This window comes from Enterococcus moraviensis ATCC BAA-383, from assembly GCF_000407445.1.
Classification (GTDB): domain Bacteria; phylum Bacillota; class Bacilli; order Lactobacillales; family Enterococcaceae; genus Enterococcus_L; species Enterococcus_L moraviensis.
This window is the reverse complement of sequence record NZ_ASWB01000003.1, coordinates 652154-671413: the sequence shown is the minus strand read 5'-3', so window position 1 is coordinate 671413 and position 19260 is coordinate 652154. Positions and strand designations below refer to the sequence as shown.

Annotated in this window: 16 protein-coding genes; 2 read left to right on the top strand and 14 right to left on the bottom strand. The window is 35.1% G+C overall.

Translation table 11 applies throughout. The annotated features are described in order from the left end of the window. Nucleotides 1-54: 54 nt before the first annotated feature. On the bottom strand, nucleotides 55-1104 hold the full coding sequence (locus tag I586_RS13245; protein WP_010766651.1) for a bifunctional transcriptional activator/DNA repair enzyme AdaA: 1050 nt from the start codon (nucleotides 1102-1104) through the stop codon (nucleotides 55-57). 15 nt (nucleotides 1105-1119) lie between these two features. Continuing rightward, entirely contained in the window at nucleotides 1120-1947 is an 828-nt protein-coding gene (locus tag I586_RS13240; RefSeq protein WP_010766650.1) for an isocitrate lyase/PEP mutase family protein, read from the bottom strand. A gap of 806 nt (nucleotides 1948-2753) precedes the next feature. Between I586_RS13240 and I586_RS13235 the strand changes: the two genes are divergently transcribed. Further along, nucleotides 2754-7061 (top strand): LPXTG cell wall anchor domain-containing protein, encoded by a 4308-nt coding sequence (locus I586_RS13235; RefSeq protein ID WP_034702470.1) that lies wholly within the window; start codon nucleotides 2754-2756, stop codon nucleotides 7059-7061. A gap of 316 nt (nucleotides 7062-7377) precedes the next feature. Here I586_RS13235 and I586_RS13230 read toward each other — a convergent pair whose 3' ends face one another. From I586_RS13230 to I586_RS13220, 3 genes are all read right to left on the bottom strand, one after another. Continuing rightward, nucleotides 7378-8352, bottom strand: coding sequence for a dimethylarginine dimethylaminohydrolase family protein (locus tag I586_RS13230; RefSeq protein ID WP_010766648.1), 975 nt, complete (start codon nucleotides 8350-8352; stop codon nucleotides 7378-7380). A gap of 100 nt (nucleotides 8353-8452) precedes the next feature. Then, nucleotides 8453-9217, bottom strand: coding sequence for a peptidoglycan amidohydrolase family protein (locus I586_RS13225; protein ID WP_010766647.1), 765 nt, complete (start codon nucleotides 9215-9217; stop codon nucleotides 8453-8455). Nucleotides 9218-9364: 147 nt separating this feature from the next. Next, nucleotides 9365-9712, bottom strand: a complete 348-nt coding sequence (locus I586_RS13220) for a hypothetical protein (RefSeq protein ID WP_010766646.1) — start codon at nucleotides 9710-9712, stop codon at nucleotides 9365-9367. 258 nt (nucleotides 9713-9970) lie between these two features. On the opposite strand from I586_RS13220, the gene I586_RS13215 reads away from it, so the two are divergent. After that, nucleotides 9971-10504 carry a hypothetical protein gene (locus tag I586_RS13215; protein WP_010766645.1) on the top strand — a complete coding sequence of 178 codons (534 nt, stop codon included), beginning with the start codon at nucleotides 9971-9973 and terminating at the stop codon, nucleotides 10502-10504. Between the two features lie 352 nt (nucleotides 10505-10856). On the opposite strand, the gene I586_RS13205 is transcribed toward I586_RS13215, so the two are convergent. The 9 genes from I586_RS13205 to mnmE form a co-directional block, all read right to left on the bottom strand. Beyond that, nucleotides 10857-11180, bottom strand: a complete 324-nt coding sequence (locus I586_RS13205; RefSeq protein WP_010766644.1) for a hypothetical protein — start codon at nucleotides 11178-11180, stop codon at nucleotides 10857-10859. After that, nucleotides 11174-11347 carry a hypothetical protein gene (locus I586_RS17280; RefSeq protein ID WP_155854791.1) on the bottom strand — a complete coding sequence of 58 codons (174 nt, stop codon included), beginning with the start codon at nucleotides 11345-11347 and terminating at the stop codon, nucleotides 11174-11176. The genes I586_RS13205 and I586_RS17280 overlap by 7 nt, the downstream gene beginning before the upstream one ends. A gap of 119 nt (nucleotides 11348-11466) precedes the next feature. Beyond that, entirely contained in the window at nucleotides 11467-11847 is a 381-nt protein-coding gene (locus I586_RS13200; RefSeq protein ID WP_010766643.1) for a hypothetical protein, read from the bottom strand. A gap of 13 nt (nucleotides 11848-11860) precedes the next feature. Next, nucleotides 11861-12181 (bottom strand): hypothetical protein, encoded by a 321-nt coding sequence (locus I586_RS13195; protein ID WP_010766642.1) that lies wholly within the window; start codon nucleotides 12179-12181, stop codon nucleotides 11861-11863. A gap of 247 nt (nucleotides 12182-12428) precedes the next feature. Further along, a complete protein-coding gene (locus I586_RS17490; protein ID WP_010766641.1) occupies nucleotides 12429-13139 on the bottom strand; it encodes a barstar family protein in 711 nt (236 codons plus the stop codon). Between the two features lie 123 nt (nucleotides 13140-13262). Next, complete coding sequence (locus I586_RS13185; protein ID WP_010766640.1) at nucleotides 13263-13604, bottom strand: hypothetical protein; 342 nt, start codon at nucleotides 13602-13604, stop codon at nucleotides 13263-13265. Between the two features lie 15 nt (nucleotides 13605-13619). After that, nucleotides 13620-15191 (bottom strand): polymorphic toxin-type HINT domain-containing protein, encoded by a 1572-nt coding sequence (locus I586_RS16985; RefSeq protein WP_010766639.1) that lies wholly within the window; start codon nucleotides 15189-15191, stop codon nucleotides 13620-13622. A 533-nt stretch (nucleotides 15192-15724) separates the two neighbouring features. Beyond that, the gene (gene mnmG / locus I586_RS13175; RefSeq protein WP_010766638.1) at nucleotides 15725-17623 is read right to left on the bottom strand and encodes a tRNA uridine-5-carboxymethylaminomethyl(34) synthesis enzyme MnmG; all 1899 of its coding nucleotides are present in this window, start codon (nucleotides 17621-17623) and stop codon (nucleotides 15725-15727) included. A 13-nt stretch (nucleotides 17624-17636) separates the two neighbouring features. Continuing rightward, complete coding sequence (gene mnmE / locus I586_RS13170; RefSeq protein WP_010766637.1) at nucleotides 17637-19034, bottom strand: tRNA uridine-5-carboxymethylaminomethyl(34) synthesis GTPase MnmE; 1398 nt, start codon at nucleotides 19032-19034, stop codon at nucleotides 17637-17639. Nucleotides 19035-19260 lie beyond the last annotated feature (226 nt).

Here is a 19260-nt window from a genome sequence, read left to right as displayed (position 1 = left end):
AAAGAAGCCACACTCTTAACAAATGAGTCGGCTTCTTTTTACTATCTTTTACATTTACAAATCATACTCCCGTTCATGCTTCAATAACCATTTCTTCCGCTCTACCCCCCCGCCATAACCACCTAGACTGCCATCTATTTGAATCACTCGATGACAGGGAATAATGATTGCTAACTGATTCGCACCATTTGCATTCCCTACAGCTCGCATTCCTTTTGGATTACCGATTGCAGCAGCCAATTCCTTATACGAAGAAGTTTCACCTCGATCAATCTCTGTCAACGCTTGCCACACACTCTTTTGAAAATCAGATCCTAAACACAGATAGGGTGTTTGAAACGCATCTAGCTTCTTCTCAAAGTATAAATTCAATTCTTCTTTGATTTGTTCGTTGATCCTAGTTTTTCCTGGAACGATCGAAACATTCATTCGATTCCGCAATCGTTCAATTTCTCTCTCCAAACCACGGCGGTCAACAAATTCCAATAAATATAAATAGTGATCATCCGCAATACTCATCATGGGTCCTAAGATCGTGTCGATCCAATCTGCAGATAAAATTTTGATTTCTTTCGATTGTTTTGGATTTCTACCCATGATTTTTGAAAAGGCATCATAAAACCCACTGGGTGAATCATACCCCACGTCTAACTGTGTATCAATACGCTTCTCACCATTCTTGATCGATTTCAAAGCCATCCCCATCCTTCTTGAGCGTGCGTATTGAACAAATGTCATACCATACACTTTTTTAAATTGTCTTCTAGCAGTCATTGAATGAATCCCCAATTCAGCGAAATCCTGATCTTTCCAACGTTTTTCTGGATTCTCTTCGACTAATTCCACCATTTGCTGCACTAACGGTGGGATTTCTCTTGGATAAGATAGTGGTTTACAGCGTTTGCAGGGACGATAGCCTGATAGAAGTGCTTCTTCAGCGGTTTCGTAGAATGTACAATTTTCATACTTAGGTTTTCTTGCAGGACATGTTGCGTGGCAAAAAACACCAGTAGAGCTGATCCCAACAAAGAAAATACCGTCATATGTTGAGTCTTTTGCCAGCAAAGCTTGGTAGTAGTGCTTTTTTTCTTTTTCGCTGATCATTGGGCATTCTCCTTTCTACTTGATTCTAAATAATTCAATACGTTCTTGCTCTTCATATTCCGCTAACTCAGCCAGTAATGACGTGTAAAATGTAGTTAGTTCATTCTTCTCGCTATCATTATAATGCAAGTAGATGGATGGGCCAAAACTAATTCTGGAAACACCACTATTCAAGTAATCAGCAATTGAATCTTCTTTAACATCTAACATGATATTAACTGGTAAGGTTGTTTGTTTTGTAATGGTTTTAATATGTTCTTTGTTTTTTAATCCTGGTATAAAAATACCATCGATTCCTGTTTTTTCATACGCGTTGATTCGCATGATTGTTTGATGTAAAAGTGCTTCATTTTGATTATTTTTAGCACTATCGCCCATAAAATACATATCCGTTCTAACATTGATAAATAGTTCTCTGTTGATCTCTGTTAGTTTTTGTTTGATACATCGTAATCGCTTGCTTTGTTCTTCTATAGAGTATAGTCTATCCGTATTTGACTTTTTATCTTCGATATTGATTCCAATTGCGCCACTATTGACGATTTTTTCAATAGTTGAAGCTAATGCTGGCAAATTTGACGCATAGCCTGATTCGATATCAACAGTGATAAAATTAGTTGGGGTATTTATTTTTTCGACAACGTACATAATTTCTTCAAAAGGCATTTTTTCACCATCTTGATAGCCATAAAAATCGGACATCGCATAACTGCCTGTTGGAATAAGCTTTATCTTGTTCTTGATCAATTCATTCGCGCTTGCCTCATTCCAAATATTCAATAAAACAAGTGGTTTGTCTTTTTGGTGTGCCACTTTAAATTCTTCTACTTTACTTCCTACCATTTTTCATCGATCCCTTCATTTTCTATCTGTATTTTACAGCTGATTTAAGGTTATTTCTTTCGAAAAATGAACACCAATTTTTTATTTGACAATTTTAGGAAATAAAAGAAAGCCTCTAGAGATGTCATTGATTCTTTCAGTCTCCGGGGGCTTTTGTATATGTATTATCTACTCTAACAGAGCCAGTCGTAGTCCTTCAATTCTTAAAGCTTTAGCTTCTATTGATTGATGAGATCGAAGCGTAGCGTAGTGATTCACAATAAATAACCCGCTCTTTGGGGAAGAGCGGGAAAAGGAGTTAAAAAATGAAAAAGTGTTTTGTTAGGGTTGTTTGTTTGGTATGAATTCATAATAACCTCAAAGTATGAATTTTTTGTGTTGAAAAATCGGATTATTTATTACAATTGTTTGTTTAATATAAATCCACCACTATTTACATTTCGTTTTATCGATTATTTTTGCATAAAATTGTTATAAAAAAAGTGGCTCTTTTTTTTATGTTCAACTAACCTCAAAGAAGATAGTTTATTTAATGAAATTTTACACGTTAATTTAATTACCTTTTGTCTCTCTTTTCAATTCATTCCCTCTCATTTCCTTTTAAACATATTTTAATATAAAAATTAACTTGTATCGTTATTTAATCCACGTTTATCAAAAAATTAGAATTGTATAGAAAAACATGATAAATAACTTACGTAATCATAATGTATAATGACATTAATAAAAATATAAATAGCTTAAGGTTTTATATTTTTACTATATAAAAAATATTATTTTAAAAAAAAGGAAGGTTCGTGTGTTCAATGAATGATTCATGGAAAAAAGGTTCGTTTAAATTTTTATTATATTCAAGCACGTTTCTAATGGTAGCAGGCAGTGCTCCTTTGCAGACATTAGCCACTACTATAGACCAGGTATCCAAAACAGCTCAACCAAGTAAACAGAAAGATTATATTAGCGTATTGAAGGAATATACGGATGCTAAAGATGCATATCTGACAACTAAAGCAGATTATGATGCTGCATTAGCAGAATACAATACATTTAAAAGTGAGGCTGATAAAACGTATGAAACGGCTAATCAGCTTAAAGCAGCTTTAGATGGATTGAAACCAGACTACCAAAAACAATTATCAGATTTTGAAGTAGCGACTAAGGCGTATGAAGCACATAGAGTTACATATGAAACAAATAAGTCTAGCTACGAAGCACATATTGATACTTACAACGAAGCTAAAGCAAATTATGAAAGTGAACGGCTTCTTTATCAAGCCTCACAAGATACTTTTATTACCATGCAAAGTGATTACTTGAACGCTAAAAGTGATTACGAACTATTAAACAATGATGCTGAAGCAAAACGAGTAGCTTACGAAACTGTACGTACTGCATATGAAACGAAACTTGAAGCATATAACGCCGCTGTACTAGCCTATGAAAAAATTCAAACTGATTATAACAATGCTAAACTGGCTTATGATGGTCAAGTGATAGACTATAACGCACAAAAGCTTTCTTATGAAAATTTACTTAATACGTATACTACTAAACAAGTGGCTTATGATGCTAAAGCACTAGAATTTAATAACGCAACTATAGCTTTCGGTACCCTAAAAACAGATCTTGAAGCTGAAAAGGTCAAATACGACGCAGTAAAATCCAATTACGATAAAGCTTTGGCTGATTATAATGTATTACTTACTAACTATAATAATACCAAAGAAAACTACTTGACTGAAAAAACTAGCTATGAAGAACGTTTAGCCAAATTAACAACTTCAATCAGTAATTATGAGATCCAACTTGCTGAATATGATAAGATCAAAACTGATTATAATACTATAAAACAAGCCTATGAAGCGGCTCAAATTGCTTACAACGATAGCTCAGATCAATTAGTCCTATTGACAAATCAATATGATACCGAGCGCTCAACGTACGAAACTGAAAAAGCAGCGTATGATCAAAAAACGAAAACATATGAAACGGCTAAAACAGCCTATGATCAACAAAAAGCAGCGTACGATACTCAACTTACTGCTTATGAAACCGAACTAAATTCATATAACGAAAAGCGAACAGCTGCAGAAAAAATTCTTGCACAATATGAAGAAGGAACCGTAGAATATGCGACAGCATTAGCAGCGTATAATGAAAATAATGATCGTTATAATGAAGTGAATAAAGACTATCAAAAAGTAAAAGAACAAGCTGATTTACTAAATACTCAATTTAATGAAACCCAAACAGCTTACGAAACAGCATCTAACGAGTTTCAACAAATCTCAACTTCATATCAATCGATCAAGCAACAATATGATGCTCTTGTTATCAAAAAAGACCAAGCACAAGCTGACTATAAAAAATTAGAACAAGACTATGAAGCGATTAATATTCGTTATAACGAAGTAATGAATGTCTATACTGAAACGAAAACCGCTTATACCACAGCTCTTACAGAATCTGATGCAGTAAAAGCTCAATATGATCAACTAAGACAATCATATGACACTGCATTAGCAGAGTTTACGAGTGGTTCAAATGCGTTTACTCTTATTGATGAGCAATATACCTTAGCAAACCAAGCATATGAACTTGCTGACAAAAAATATCAAGAAGCCCTTGCTGAACATGATCGTCTTTTCTCAGAACAATTAATGCTGAAAGAGGAATTATTAGCGCTAAAAACTGAATTCTCACAAGTACAAACAAATTTTGACAATTTAGGACAATTATTGCTAACAGCCCAAGGCAACTACACAAATTTAGAAGAACAATATACTCAAACAAGAGATGTTTACCTTGATTTAAAAAATCAACTCGTTACGATAGCAGGCGAACGTTCTGCAGCTGAAATTCTTCATATTGAAGCCGTAGATGCTATTAGAGATGCTACAGAAACATTTGAACTTCGCAAACAACAATATGCTGATTTAGCGGCTTCCCATGTGGAGCTTGAAAAAAAATATCAAGCAACTCTACTACTTTATACGGATGCTTCTACAAAATTAAAAGCACTTGAAACTGAGCAAATTACTCACAAAAACGATTACGATGCTGTTTTAGCTGAGTATCTAGGGTTAAAAAATTCATTTACAACACTTGAATCAGAGTACACTAAAGTGGATGAAGCCTACACTAAAGCAAATGATGCTTTTACTGAGGCTAACACTAAATACACAACGGCATCAGACAAACTAAAAACACTTACTGAAAATTATGATGCTACACTTATATTATTTAATAACCTACAGACTAAATTTGATCTTGCATCAGAAGATTTCAAGACAGCCGCAAAACCTTACGATGACGCACTGGCAGCCTATAACAAGGCACTACTTGCTCAAGCGAATATTAATGCTGCTATCGATACTATGAATCAGACCATTGACGATTTTCCAGTTGATAAAATTACTCAAGATAATCTTGCTAACATTTCAACTGATGTAGCTGCTTGGAAAGAAAAATACGATGCTGCTAAACAAGCTTTAACAGATGCCTTATCTAATTCATGGCCAGTCATTGAAGAATATCAAGCTCAAAATGACCTGTATAATGCTAGTTCTATAGCACCAACGAACATTTTAACGTCTGTTTTTAATCCTGGAGACTTTAAAAGTAAACTGACTCAATATATTGTTGATGCAGAGACAGCTATGCAAAATAATGTAGATAATTCAGAAACTTATCAAACTTACTATCAAGCCTATTCTGATTACCAATTAGCTTTTGATGAGTACACAAAGGGCTGGTCAATCAATAATGTTGGTGATCCTAATAATGATTTTGAAAATATTTGGCGACCTACAATCAATTCCCTTTTCACATTAGATTTTACATCAATTGGTTATAGTGATGACGATCTGAGAGCAATTACAACAAGAGAAGATTGGAAATTATTTATTGCAGCCTATGAAAAAATTGGACTTGAAAAAATTGAGGAAGCTTCACAATATTCAGATTATCTGGCAGGTGTAGCAGCGAAGTGGGCAGAAGCAAAAGTCAAATTAGCTGATGAAATAAATGCTTTTAATGCAAAAACTGGAAGTAATGTAGAAGTTGATTTCGATTATAATGTTGACTATATTACAAGTACTGCAAAAGCAATGGTTACAGGATTAAAAACAACACATATGTACAATCTAGAAATGTTGAACAGTTTCCCTCTTAGAAGTGGGGATGACGCCTATACTTGGTTAAGAGGAATAAGATTTTCTAACGCTCAAGCATATAGAGGGAGTATAAGTGGACAAGAAGAGGAAGATATAATCACGCCACTTCCACCTTTTGTTCCAGCAATGATCCAACCAAGTTTAGGACCATTAGAAATCTATAAAATAGCTGATCCGGTAATCCCTACAGTACCAGCAATGCCAGACGCTCCACTACCAGCTGATCCTGCTCTTAACAAACCGGAACAAGTAGAACCTGTAGTAAAACCTGTTAATAATACTATTAAACCATCTGCCGTTTCAGCAAAAACATTAGATCCACTTGTTGAAATCACATTACCAGCACTAACTCAAGATGTTGCATCAAATCCTACTGATCCAGTTGATGGACTGGGTGATCCATTAGATGTATCCGATATAGTATTAGACAGTGAACAAGTTGTAGAGAGTACGAAACCGAGCGCACCTATAGAATTAAATGACTTGGAAGATGTCACTGGTGCCGATCCATTAGAAAAACCAAAAGAATTAGAACAAATACCTGACGTCCAAGCACCAAATATTCCAGAGATAATAGCACCTGATTTAATTGATCCTACAACGCCGACAGTGGAAAAAACAGTTGATCTTACTGCACCGACAGATCCTGCTGCATTAGAAGCACCTGTAGCCAGCGCTAAAGCTCAAGCACCTACCGCTTTAGTCGATCCTAAGAAAAAAGCTGAAGAAAAAACAAAGACTGGCGTTTTAACAACTACTAAAACAGGGCTTGTTGCACGCCCTTCAAGCTCTAAGCTACCAAATACTCGTTCTGAAAGAAAGCTTCCTAATACAGGATCAGAAACTTCTCTATTAGGCCAAGGAATGGGTTCATTTATGGCTGGAGCAGCTGGAACACTTCTTTTCTGGAGAAGAAAAAAAGGAAAACACCACAAGTAAATAGCGAACTATCTAACTAACAAAAAGCACCAAACCGTGATCATTCAACTTTGTATTGATTACGGCTTGGTGCTTTTTTATTTACTATCTAACTATTTCGAATCATTTTAGTTTTTGCGATAAAAAAATAACCCACTCTTTGGGGAAGAGTGGGTAAAGGAGTTAAAAAATGAAAAAGTGTTTTGTTAGGGTTGTTTGTTTGGTATGAATATATAATAACCAGAAAATGTGACTTTTTTGTGTTGAAAAATTGGCTTCTTTATTACAATTGTTTGGTGAAACTCTGAACTTCTTTTCGTTTTCTATAAGTTCTCCACTAGTTGGTTGTTCTTAATAATGCTTGCGTGGTACATCGGAAAGACCCTCCAAATATTCTTGAGATTTCATAGTCTAACGTTTCAACTTTCATACCCTGTTTTTCTAAATCTGCTATTAGTTTTGTAAAGGATTGGTCCGTAATATAGACCGATTCATTGAGTGGCAAACCATTTGTCATCAGTACAGATGCTTCTTTCAAGGACACATTGATCTTATCCCAAGCATTTAGTTCTTGAGGCAAACCATCTAAAAATGCTTCCTCACAATAAATCATCAAGCCTTCTTTCACCATACTAAGCGCACAGTCCAAATGTAAAATCTCAGGATGCAAACGGACCGGTACAATAGTGTAATCCCAATGCGCTAAAAATGATTTCAGCCAATTGATCCCATTTAAATTACTGGCTAAACCAGAGTAGCCGACAAATATTGTTTTACCGTAAACTAAAACATCCCCACCTTCTAAAAAGGGACCTGTCTCACTTTCTATTCCTTGCGAAATATCTGGTTGTGGTACAGCTGCATAAATCGCCTCTGGATGGTTAGACTCTTCAAGTAAAATAGCTCGAATGGGTAAACCTTCCAAGCGCCGATGCGTAAATCTCAAATTTCCTTCAATAATAAAATGCCCGATTGTAAAGAAAGGATCTCTTGAAAAAAAATTGGCATAACCATGTCCGCTCTTTTTACCTAGTTCTTTTTCGTGTTTTGTTAACATCCTTGGTCGAATCACTTCCACACCATACGATGTCAACAATTGAGACATTTGCTCTTTTTCATTTTCCCATTTTAGTTGCATCTCTGGATATAAATCGGCTATATCACCGACTTTATTTCTGAAAAGATCTAAATTTTTTTCGGATAAAAAACTTGTGTCTAACTCATTCTCCTTTTCAGGTAAACAAAATTGGGATTGCGCTAAAACCACTCTTTTTAACGGAGCGAATTCACTCTCTACAAAATTAGTTTTCATTAATCGTCACTCCATCTATCATTCCTTTTTCATTATTATAACAAGATCCTGCAAATTTATATAGAACTGCCCCTCACTACACGTATTCTCTTTAGGTAGATCAATTAAAGAACCCACGCCCCCATGTCGTATCCGTTCGGCTGTCGTCTGGTCCTACTGCAACATAACGCCGTACACCGCCATGACTAATATAACTGATCCAAACATAACCGTTACTATGAATATAGTGATCATAGTGAATCATCATACCAGGTAAATAATAGTCAAGTGCTGGGCTAGCCACATCATCTGGATTGGTATCTTGGCTGACCGCTAGTTCTCTATCTGGATAAAATTGACCTGACATTGGAATCAAACCAGATTGTTGTTCTTGTGGTGCAGGTTTGGGTTTGGTTGGAGTTGGACTTGGAGGGAATTGATTGTTTTCATTTTTTCCATAACGATAAATCGTAATTGCAGGACACCCATTTAACGCCCAAATCGTATCATGATTATTAACTGTGATACCATTATAACCGTAATTACAGTGAATGATACTATCTTGATCATCTATGAAAATCCCTGTATGGCCAGCAGCTCCTCCTGAGGCTCCTCGATTTCCCCAAATAAAAATATCTCCTCTTTTAGCTGGATAATTGCCCGCTCCATCTGCTTGTACCTGATTCCATCCAGCATTTTCCAAATGGGCGAACAATGTATCTGTATTGCCCATCTTATCTGTGTTTAAAAAACCACCATTGATCAAAGCGAAATAAACCGCACTGGAACAATCATAACTGTTAGGTCCTAGACGAGCAGCCATGCTGTAAGTTACTTTCCCTTTCCTATCTGACATCCATTTAATCATTTTTTCTATATTTTCCATTTTTTCTCCTTTTTACTTACTGTTGAGAAAAAAGCCTCGGCCTATTTTCTGAAGCTCTTCCACTCGTGTGTGTTTAAAAAACAAAGTGGTAAAGACTAGCGTAGGTTGCTCTTTCTCAGCATTATTTTGTCTTTAGATGACCTTTTATTATAAAATCGTTCTTGCAACTTCTTGTACTTTTTGAAGAAGTTCTTCATCTTCCATCCAATTGTCAGCTTGAATCCATTGGTAAATCAACTTCATTTTTTCGGGTACTTCTGGATCTTTTGTCACTTCTTGCTCTGCTTCCGTTAATTCATAGACAAGTGTATTGATAATATCTACATCAAGCTTCTTTTGCATTTGAAGAATATCTGTCAAAGGCGGATTCCATCGTTTACTTGCAGCTAATTGTGCTTTTCCTCCAACTAAATTTGACCAGTTTATTTCCTTTTTTACTCTTATTTCATCGATTACTTGCCAAAAATCTTCCACTGTTTTAATTATGCGCACCATTCTCACTCCCTTACTTTGCTTCTGTTTATATAGTTATTTTATTCCATACCTGTCTCTCCAAACTTTTGATTTACTGTCAAAAATCTCCCTAAATGTTTCACATGAAACAAAAACAACCTTACAGTAATTTTTTTCTGCAATTTTTGTGCGGTTAAAAATTATAGAAAAAAATTTCACTATAGATAGTGAATACGTCTTGTAATGTGGTAAAATTAATAGGTGTTACGAAAAATAATTTGTTTTACAAGGAGAATGGAAATGAAAAAGTTAAAAATGGGTATCGTTTGTTTTGTGATGGGGGCTATAGTTCTTAGTGGTTGTGGCAAAGCAGCGGATACTTCTGCAAGCAAAGATTCTAGTAGTCAAGTAGAAAGTTCTGAATCTTCTACTAAAGAAAGTACTAAGAAAAGCACAGAAAAAAGTACTGAACAGAGTACAGAAAAAAAATCTGGTAATTCAAGTACCTTTTCACTTATGATTGAAGGAGCTCAATCACAAATTCCAAGCTTAAAAGAACAATATGCAGGAATGTATTCTGATATTTCTATCACTGAAGGAGAAGACAGTACTATTGTTTATACTTATGTATTTGCAGAAGCACCAGAGGCAAATATTGATGCAGAAGCCTTAAAACCTACTTTAGTTAAAGGGCTAAAACCAGTTATGGATACCGCTAAGGTTGCTATTCCAGACATTAAAATCCAAGTGATTTTTCTTAACCCTGATCAATCAGAAGTAATCAATTTCCTTATCACGCAAGATGATACGGATAATGTTGACAGTGCTCAATAATATAAAATAAAAAATTTAACCGTTTGTAGAGTGGGATATTCCCACTCTATTTTTTTGCAATACCTTTTAATTCAAACGATTTTCTGTAAATAAAAAAAGCCAAACCTCTTGGTTTGACTTTTAACTATTACGATTTGAAATTTCTAATAAATTGTATCAAGAATCCTAAGCCAAAAAGAATATATACATTTTTCACAACAAATACTGCGATATAAAAACTCTGTGAAACATCTTCTTTAGCAATCGGATAGTTATCTACTGATTTCAAGAATAAATAAAAAGCAATTGCATATACAAAAACACATAAAGTAAATTTAATTAGTTTAACCTTCAATTTTATCATCTCAGCTTTCTATTTATAAGTAAAGCTCTTTTTAAAAGAAACTCCATAAGCCTTTTTCACTGTGCCTGTACCTTGTTTAGACCATTTGGTTGAATTCCAAGGCATTTTATGAACATCAAATTTCTTTGTTTTATACACTGTGTGAGCTGTCAACTTACAATTTTTCACCTTTTTATTTCCAATTTTAGAAGGAACTTTATATGAACCTGAAATTGCAATAGACGTAGAACCTGTAACGTTCCACCCCACACTAGCACTAATAACTTTATTAGAGGCTCCGAAAGAACCACTTAATGATGTTGAAATCGATTTAGTCTGGGTTATAGTCAACATAACACCTGGGGTCCACCACTACTTGTAGCAATGCTTCCACCAGTATAATCACTACCAGAACGAACATTGTTTACTTTATACTTCGTAATACCAGCTCTTGCCATTCTAACTTCGTCCACATAGTTAGGTATTACAAGAGTATCATCTTCTGCTAATGAAGGATCCACAACAACTAATTCTTCAACTGATGTAACAAGTCTTTTTTAAACTATGAAAATGTTATAAACTCTACTATTACGTTTATCATGTAATCGTCTACATCATAGTGTTTCTTTGCCCTCATGACTTAGAGCTCTCTCCACTTAATTTTTTTACATATAAAACTTGTAGCACTTTCATCCTCAATGTCATCGCTACTATACCAATAAAAATTCCCCTCTTTTTCAAAGAAGCTAGCTTCGAATATTTCTAATGTTGAATCTAAAATATTATTTATATGAAACTGACTAAGACCCTCTAAACAAAATTCAATCGTTGTCATAAATTCTGATTGTCTTTGAATAAATAGATTTACAACGGGATCCGTGTTCATTATCATAGAAAAATCTTCATCTACATAAGTACCACTTGTATATTTCAAATCTTTTATACAACTATCATGAAAATTATCTAGCGATTGCATTAATTCGTCTATATCAGATTGTGTTTCTAAAATTTTCCATTCCATCTATTATTCATCCTCACTTTAATCTTTTTGGCTTTTCAGGATTTGACCAATCCCATTTGTGTCTATGTGGAAACTCATGAGTTCCATCATCTGAGTGATTGAAATCTATATCTTCTGTAGCTCTACCCTTTTCATCATAATATCTTCGTTGTTTAACACTCCCATCAGGATTAAGAATATCTGCAGAAGAGTTTGGTTTCCCATCTTTAGATAGCCCTCCCTTTTGGATAACTATATGATTTGGCATTTTTCCACCATTTTTAATAACAGTTCTAAGATTAATTCCACTAGGAATCTTAACGCCCCAGTTACCCTTACTCTTATTTCTATCCAATGTATAGTTTTTTCCAATTATCTCGTTTAGCTTTTGCTCGATTTTCCATACATTAATTATGATAAAAGAGTGAATTCACAAAAATTAGGCTACCAATTATCAGTAGCCTAATATACTTTTATGTTACTGCACTTATTATTTTAGGTCAGCTCTATCTTAGTTAACGTGATAAACCATTTTCACTTTCATAATATTCACTCTAACATCCAATAATTCTCATAGGAGAGTTAATATTTTTTTATTATTCCTAATCAATTAAGTACACGTTGAAACTCTTTGTTTTACCATCCACTACAGTATCTACTACCTCTTTTTCCCAAAATAATAAGATGTCATCTTGAAAGATCTCAATAAAAAGTTCCTTTGTGTTTTTATCCTCACTTAAAAACTCAGAATAGTTATATATAATTATTTTAAAGCAATTATTATCAATCCAACTTAAATCCGTCATCCAGTCAGTAAGCGAATCCCATCCTGAAACGTCCGAAAGATCGAATTTTTCTTTCACACTTTGAAAAAACTGTTCTTTACTTTGTATCTGCTTACCATCTAGTTCAACAGTATAGCAATTATTATTCTTCATTTCTTTACTTAAGATATCAAATTTTTCTTTTGATAATTCAAAAATCGTATTAGATGTTAGCTTATCATATTTTATATAATCTTCCGCAACATCAATATGATATGTTAAATTCAAATCAGAAAACTTTTGGTCTAACCCCCTCAAGCATTCGATAAATTTTCTACTCTGTAGTCTTTCAGATATATCTTCAAAAACTTCACTAATCCAATAAACATTATCTTTTGAACAGCCCATTAAATAATTTATTGTCTTTACTTCATTTTCTGACAATATAGCTGTCAATTTTTCCCAACTATTTTCTACTCCATAATCATAATTTAAACTTATTTCTCTTCTTTCTTCTAACACTTGATTTACTCGATCAGATAAATTCATAAAATAGTTCCTTTTCTATACTTTAAACCTCTTATAAAGCTACCATGAAAATTATTTAGCAATTACATTTACTATCCGACGCCAATCAAATAGTAAAGCGCCTCTTTTTTTATTTTTATGTTGCTAGAAGTCTGATGGTTCTGTATATTCAATACAATCTCCTGATAAGCCTTCTGGAAACTCTTCTTCTGGATATTCTCTTTCTAACAGCTCATTAAAATTCTTTATCGTTTCACTCAACGCTTCCTGCTGAGTTTTACCAAAACCAACAGCAGATTCTGGATAATTATCATCAGACCTCAATTTTATATTAATATCTGTATAACCAGAAAACGTACCTGAATTATCTTCATAAATTTTCACTTTCATTTTACCATATGGAAGAATTCCTACCATCCATATATTATATTCACCAACACATCGCTCGATTTTTGAAACATTTTTTAAAGATAAATTTTTCCACATAACTTTATTCTCCTTTTATTGTTTTCCAAATGATATTATTTTTCCTGTCGGCTTATGAATATCAATGTATTTCCCATTTTTGTAATATCTTACTACATTAGGTGTAGGATAATCTATTTTTTTTGTTCGTGCGCCTTTTAGTTTACGACTAAAATCTTCTGCTTTATTCAAATATTGTTCAAGAGAGTTAGCTTTAACTTCTGCTCCATGCTTCTCAAAATGCTTTGTCAAAGAAGCTTCCGAATCAGCAAAAGTCCCCTTATGCCATTTATTTAGAGCATCATCACATATGTTATGAACTAATATACTCAAATTAGAAACAAAATAAGTATGAGCATTCTCTACTTCAAAATTATATACCTTAATAGGTTTATTCAGACAGATAATTTGAATATCGGTGATTAGCAATGTATTTCCTAAACTATCAATCAAATTGTCATTACACGCTAATTCTTTGGCCTTTACCCATCCTTTGTTTATCAAATAGAATGGATGCTCTTCAGTGGTTTCAATTATTTCATTACCAACAATAATTCGAACAATTCTGCTAGTGTCACTAACAAATAATTGAACAACTTTTTCATAAGACTGAATATTAGAGTTTTCATGCTTTGCAAAAACTTTTTCACCTATTTGAATAGATTCAATTGGTTTATGTCCTTGTTCTGTTAAAATAAGGGTTCCTGAAACAAAACACTTAGGTCCACTAGCTTTCTTACTCTTAGGCGTAACTTGCCCCGCAGTCAAAGGCTTATTTGCATAATAGCCTGCAATCCCTGTCGCGGCAATCATACTTGCAATAGTTGCCCAACGTTGCGCTTTTTCAAGATCCGTTAAGGGTTTTCCTGTATCATAATTTTTCCCATCTCGTAATTCAATCGCTAATCTCGTTAAATAATCAGGTTCTTCTTTGCCAAAAACCGCATCTCTGCCATAAAGTTCGATCTGATTTTTGATCCACAAATCATAGGCTTCATTCACTTGGAAATCTTCTTGCGTGATACGTGTTGGATCAATGACCCACATCCATCTTTTCGTCCCATTAATATCAACAAGCATATATTTGCGTTTATCCAATTCGCCTTGTAATTTTAAGCCTTCTGCTTTTACTTGTTTTTCCCAATTATCTCGTTTAGCTTTTGCTCGATTTTCCAGCTCTTTTGCTCGAGCTTTCCATCGTTCATTGATTGGTTTCGCCCAGCTCATATTTAAACGAGTCATATCAAACGTTCCTGTTGCTGGATTCCAAGCTTTGCAGTTTGCTACTTGATTCAAACCTGCATTAAATTCTGCTTCACATGATTCATAATCGGAAAAAATAGTTGCTGAATGGACATTATATTGATGAAACTTCTTCAATTTTTCCTGCCGCTTCTCAATAATCTCACAGGCATTGATATAACGCCGTTCTAAATCAGGGCGCATTGTTTTCGTTGTGCTCATTTGTTGCTTAATATCTCGTTTGACCTCTTCGAACCGATCGATTTGTTCTAAAATTTCATCTTCGATCGTATCAATTCCACAAACCATACTCTGATAATCGCTAAGTAGGCGTTTATTCGCACTTTCTAGTGCTTCTCCTGTCATTATAGCAGATTGACACAATGGCGTGTAAGCCACTATGAAATAGCTTTTGGCCGAATCATATGCCTTACTAGATAATGGTGCTGATAAAAAAGACTGAATACTTGTTTGTAATAATCCTTAGATTTTAAATAATTAAATGCTTCATCAAATTCTTATTCTGTAACAGGCTCCATTCGTTTCATGTGAGACCCTTAAAGAATGAAAAACCACATTATCAAAGAAAAATTTTAACTCGGTATACGAGCTCAAGATTTCAATGAAAATGTAGTTTTTTGTAATTTTGTATTAACAAATAAAAATCAATATCTATATAAATCATATGCTAATAATGTGATGAAGAGAGTCAAAAAGACTAGGTCATAAATCTAAAAAAATTACGACCTATCTCTATATTAAAGTCACTCATGCTAAACAAAATGAGTCTGCTGAAAACTTTTCTAAATACATGTCTTTTAAAAAACCCTATTCAACATCTTATTCAAAATTGATTTGGTTTATATTGAACAGCATGTATCTATTGGTACATAAGCATTCTAAGGCTTAACCTTCGCAATCTTCCCTTGTTCAATATATACCATCAAAATCGATACATCAGCTGGATTGACACCACTGATTCTACTTGCTTGGGCAATTGTTTCTGGTTGGATTTTTTGAAGTTTTTGTTTGGCTTCTGTTGCTAAGCCATTGATTGCAGCATAGTCGATATTTTCTGGAATTCGTTTGGCTTCCATTCGTTTTAATTTATCGACTTTTTCTAATGCTTTTTTGATGTAGCCTTCGTATTTTAATTGTATTTCTACTTGTTCGATCACTTTATTATCCAACTCTACTTCAGTTGCTGGGATAAATTGTGTCACTTCATGATAGCTCATTTCTGGGCGTTTTAAGAAGTCTCCGGCTAAGACCCCATCTTTCAACGGAACAGAACCTTTCGCTTCTAAGAACGCTTGTACGTCCGCTGTAGGCTTCACTCTAACTGAATTTAAGCGAGCAATTTCAGTTTCGACTGCTTTTTTCTTTTCAAGATAAGCTTTATATTGGTCCTCTTTGACTAAGCCAATGGCATATCCTTGCTCTGTTAAACGTAAATCGGCATTATCATGACGTAAAATCAAACGATATTCAGCTCTTGATGTTAGTAAACGATAAGGTTCATTTGTCCCTTTTGTCACTAAGTCATCAATCATGACACCGATATAGCCATCGCTACGTTTCATTACAAATGGTTCTTTGCCTTGGACTTTTAGCGCAGCATTGATTCCTGCAATCAGTCCTTGTCCTGCAGCTTCTTCATATCCGCTTGTACCATTTGTTTGACCAGCTGTAAATAGACCATCGATCACTTTCGTTTCAAGTGTTGGGCGTAATTGATGCGGAACGACAACATCATACTCGATCGCATAACCAGTACGCATCATTTCAGCTTTTTCCAATCCTGCAATTGAGTGTAGGATATCCGTTTGAACATCTTCTGGTAAAGAAGTAGAAAGCCCTTGAACGTACACTTCTTCTGTGTTCAATCCTTCTGGTTCTAAGAACAATTGATGACGAGGCTTATCAGAGAATCGAACGATTTTATCTTCGATCGATGGACAATAACGAGCCCCCACTCCTTCAACGATTCCAGTAAACATCGGTGCACGATGTAGATTGTCTTGAATGATTTCATGGGTTCCTTCATTGGTATAAGTTAACCAACAAGAACGTTGATCTAAATTATAGGCATCATCTGGCGTGCTGAAACTAAAATGATTCGGTTGCTCATCACCAGGTTGTTCTTCTGTGACAGAATAATCGATCGTGCTAGATTTCACGCGAGGCGGTGTTCCTGTTTTGAAGCGATCCATTTCTAGTCCTAGTTCTTTTAAGTGATCCGCTAACCCAATCGATGGTAATGAATTATTGGGTCCTGAAGAATATTTTAGTTCACCGATGATGATTTCGCCACGAAGTGCTGTTCCTGCTGTAATGATCACGGCTTTACTTTGGTATTGTGCACCTGTTGTTGTGATAACGCCTTTGCAAATACCATCTTCTACAATCAAACGTTCCACGATACCTTGGCGTAATGATAGGTTATCAGTACGTTCGATCGTGTGTTTCATTTCAGTAGCGTAGGCGTGTTTGTCCGCTTGGGCGCGCAGGGCACGAACGGCCGGACCTTTTCCGGTGTTTAGCATCCGCATTTGGATGTATGTTTTGTCTATATTATGACCCATTTCGCCGCCCAGTGCATCGATTTCTCGAACTACGACGCCTTTTGCTGGACCTCCTACAGATGGGTTACATGGCATAAAGGCCACCATATCTAAATTGATTGTTAGAAGCAGCGTTTTGCTGCCCATACGAGCGGATGCTAAAGCGGCCTCTGATCCTGCATGACCTGCTCCGACTACGATTACATCATAAGATTCTGCTTTAAATTGATTCATCGACTCTTCCTTTCTATTTTCCTAAACAAAATTGACTGAATAATTGCGTGATCAGTTCATCTTGGACACTGTCACCGACGATTTCACCTAAAAAGTCCCAGCAACGAGTCATGTCCATTTGAACGAGATCCACTGGCATTCCAGCTTCAATTCCTCGAATCACTTCATCTAATGCTATGGCTGCTTGATCTAGTAAGGCGATATGACGAGTATTGGATACGTAGGTCGCATCTTTTTCCCCTGTTTGACCACCGAAAAATAGATCTGCAATTTTTAATTCTAATTGTTCCAACCCTGTATTAGATAAAACGGATACTGGTAAAATTTCTTCATTTTTAACAAGTTGCATTAATTCTTCTCGATCTAATTGAGATGGTAAATCCATTTTATTTAACAAAATTACACGTTTTAAGCCATCTGTTGCAACTAATAACTGACGATCTTCTTCTGTTAAGGGTTCATTTTGATTCAAAACGAGTAAAATCAAATCGGATTCCGCTAGTGCTTTACGGCTGCGCTCTACCCCAATCCGCTCTACGATATCTTCTGTTTCTCTGATACCAGCTGTATCGATCAATTTTAGCGGTACACCGCGGACGTTGACATATTCTTCAATGACATCACGTGTTGTGCCCGCAATATCTGTTACGATTGCTTTTTCTTCACGCAATAAATGATTTAACAAACTGGATTTTCCAACATTTGGCCTGCCAATAATTGCTGTACTCAATCCTTCACGTAAAATTTTCCCTTGTTTGGCTGTTGTCAATAATCCTTCTATCTGGGCTTTCACAAATCCAGCTTTTTCAAGCAATAATTTTGTTGTTAATTCCTCTACGTCATCATATTCAGGATAATCAATATTTACTTCAACTTGAGCTAGCGTTTCTAAAATTTCCTGTCTTAATGAGCGGATCAACGAAGATAAATTTCCATCTAATTGATCTAAGGCTACATGCATTGCTCGATCCGTTTTTGCCCGAATCAAATCCATCACAGCTTCGGCTTGAGATAAATCCATCCGACCATTTAAAAAGGCCCTTTTGGTAAACTCTCCTGGTTCAGCTAAACGTGCACCTTCTCTTAATAGTAGTTGTAACAACTGATTAACGACTACAATACCGCCATGACAGTTGATTTCCACCACATCTTCTCTGGTAAATGTTTTAGGTGCCCGCATGACAGAAACCATCACTTCATCTAGCAAACTTTCATCTTTAGGATCAAGAATATGTCCATAATGAATCGTATGTGTCGGCACATCCAATAGTTGTTTACTTCCGGAACGATAAACTTTGTCTGCAATTGCGATTGCTTGGTCACCACTTAAACGGACAATACTGATCGCTCCTTCACCGGGAGGCGTTGAAATTGCAGCGATCGTATCAAATTCTAGCGTTATTTGTTGCATGATTAACTTCCTTTCCTTGGTGGATTGAGCTGTTGTCAGATAGTCATTGCTACATTAAACAGCTCTTATTTTTTTAAACTATGTATCGTTCGATTTTTGGCTACAAAAAAAGCGCCCACTCCACCCCTTATTTTTTCAGGTTGGATCTAGCACTTTCACTGCGTCAATTCCTATTAATTTCATGACATAGAATAGCATATTTTCTTTTTTTTCGCAACATTGTTTA

Bases quoted from the DNA above. Each gene is read 5' to 3' on its own strand.
- I586_RS13245 (WP_010766651.1), bottom strand. From the start codon at position 1,104: ATGATCAGCGAAAAAGAAAAAAAGCACTACTACCAAGCTTTGCTGGCA.
- I586_RS13240 (WP_010766650.1), bottom strand. From the start codon at position 1,947: ATGGTAGGAAGTAAAGTAGAAGAATTTAAAGTGGCACACCAAAAAGAC.
- I586_RS13235 (WP_034702470.1), top strand. From the start codon at position 2,754: ATGAATGATTCATGGAAAAAAGGTTCGTTTAAATTTTTATTATATTCA.
- I586_RS13230 (WP_010766648.1), bottom strand. From the start codon at position 8,352: ATGAAAACTAATTTTGTAGAGAGTGAATTCGCTCCGTTAAAAAGAGTG.
- I586_RS13225 (WP_010766647.1), bottom strand. From the start codon at position 9,217: ATGGAAAATATAGAAAAAATGATTAAATGGATGTCAGATAGGAAAGGG.
- I586_RS13220 (WP_010766646.1), bottom strand. From the start codon at position 9,712: ATGGTGCGCATAATTAAAACAGTGGAAGATTTTTGGCAAGTAATCGAT.
- I586_RS13215 (WP_010766645.1), top strand. From the start codon at position 9,971: ATGAAAAAGTTAAAAATGGGTATCGTTTGTTTTGTGATGGGGGCTATA.
- I586_RS13205 (WP_010766644.1), bottom strand. From the start codon at position 11,180: ATGTTGACTATAACCCAGACTAAATCGATTTCAACATCATTAAGTGGT.
- I586_RS13200 (WP_010766643.1), bottom strand. From the start codon at position 11,847: ATGGAATGGAAAATTTTAGAAACACAATCTGATATAGACGAATTAATG.
- I586_RS17490 (WP_010766641.1), bottom strand. From the start codon at position 13,139: ATGAATTTATCTGATCGAGTAAATCAAGTGTTAGAAGAAAGAAGAGAA.
- I586_RS13185 (WP_010766640.1), bottom strand. From the start codon at position 13,604: ATGTGGAAAAATTTATCTTTAAAAAATGTTTCAAAAATCGAGCGATGT.
- I586_RS16985 (WP_010766639.1), bottom strand. From the start codon at position 15,191: ATGACAGGAGAAGCACTAGAAAGTGCGAATAAACGCCTACTTAGCGAT.
- mnmG (WP_010766638.1), bottom strand. From the start codon at position 17,623: ATGAATCAATTTAAAGCAGAATCTTATGATGTAATCGTAGTCGGAGCA.
- mnmE (WP_010766637.1), bottom strand. From the start codon at position 19,034: ATGCAACAAATAACGCTAGAATTTGATACGATCGCTGCAATTTCAACG.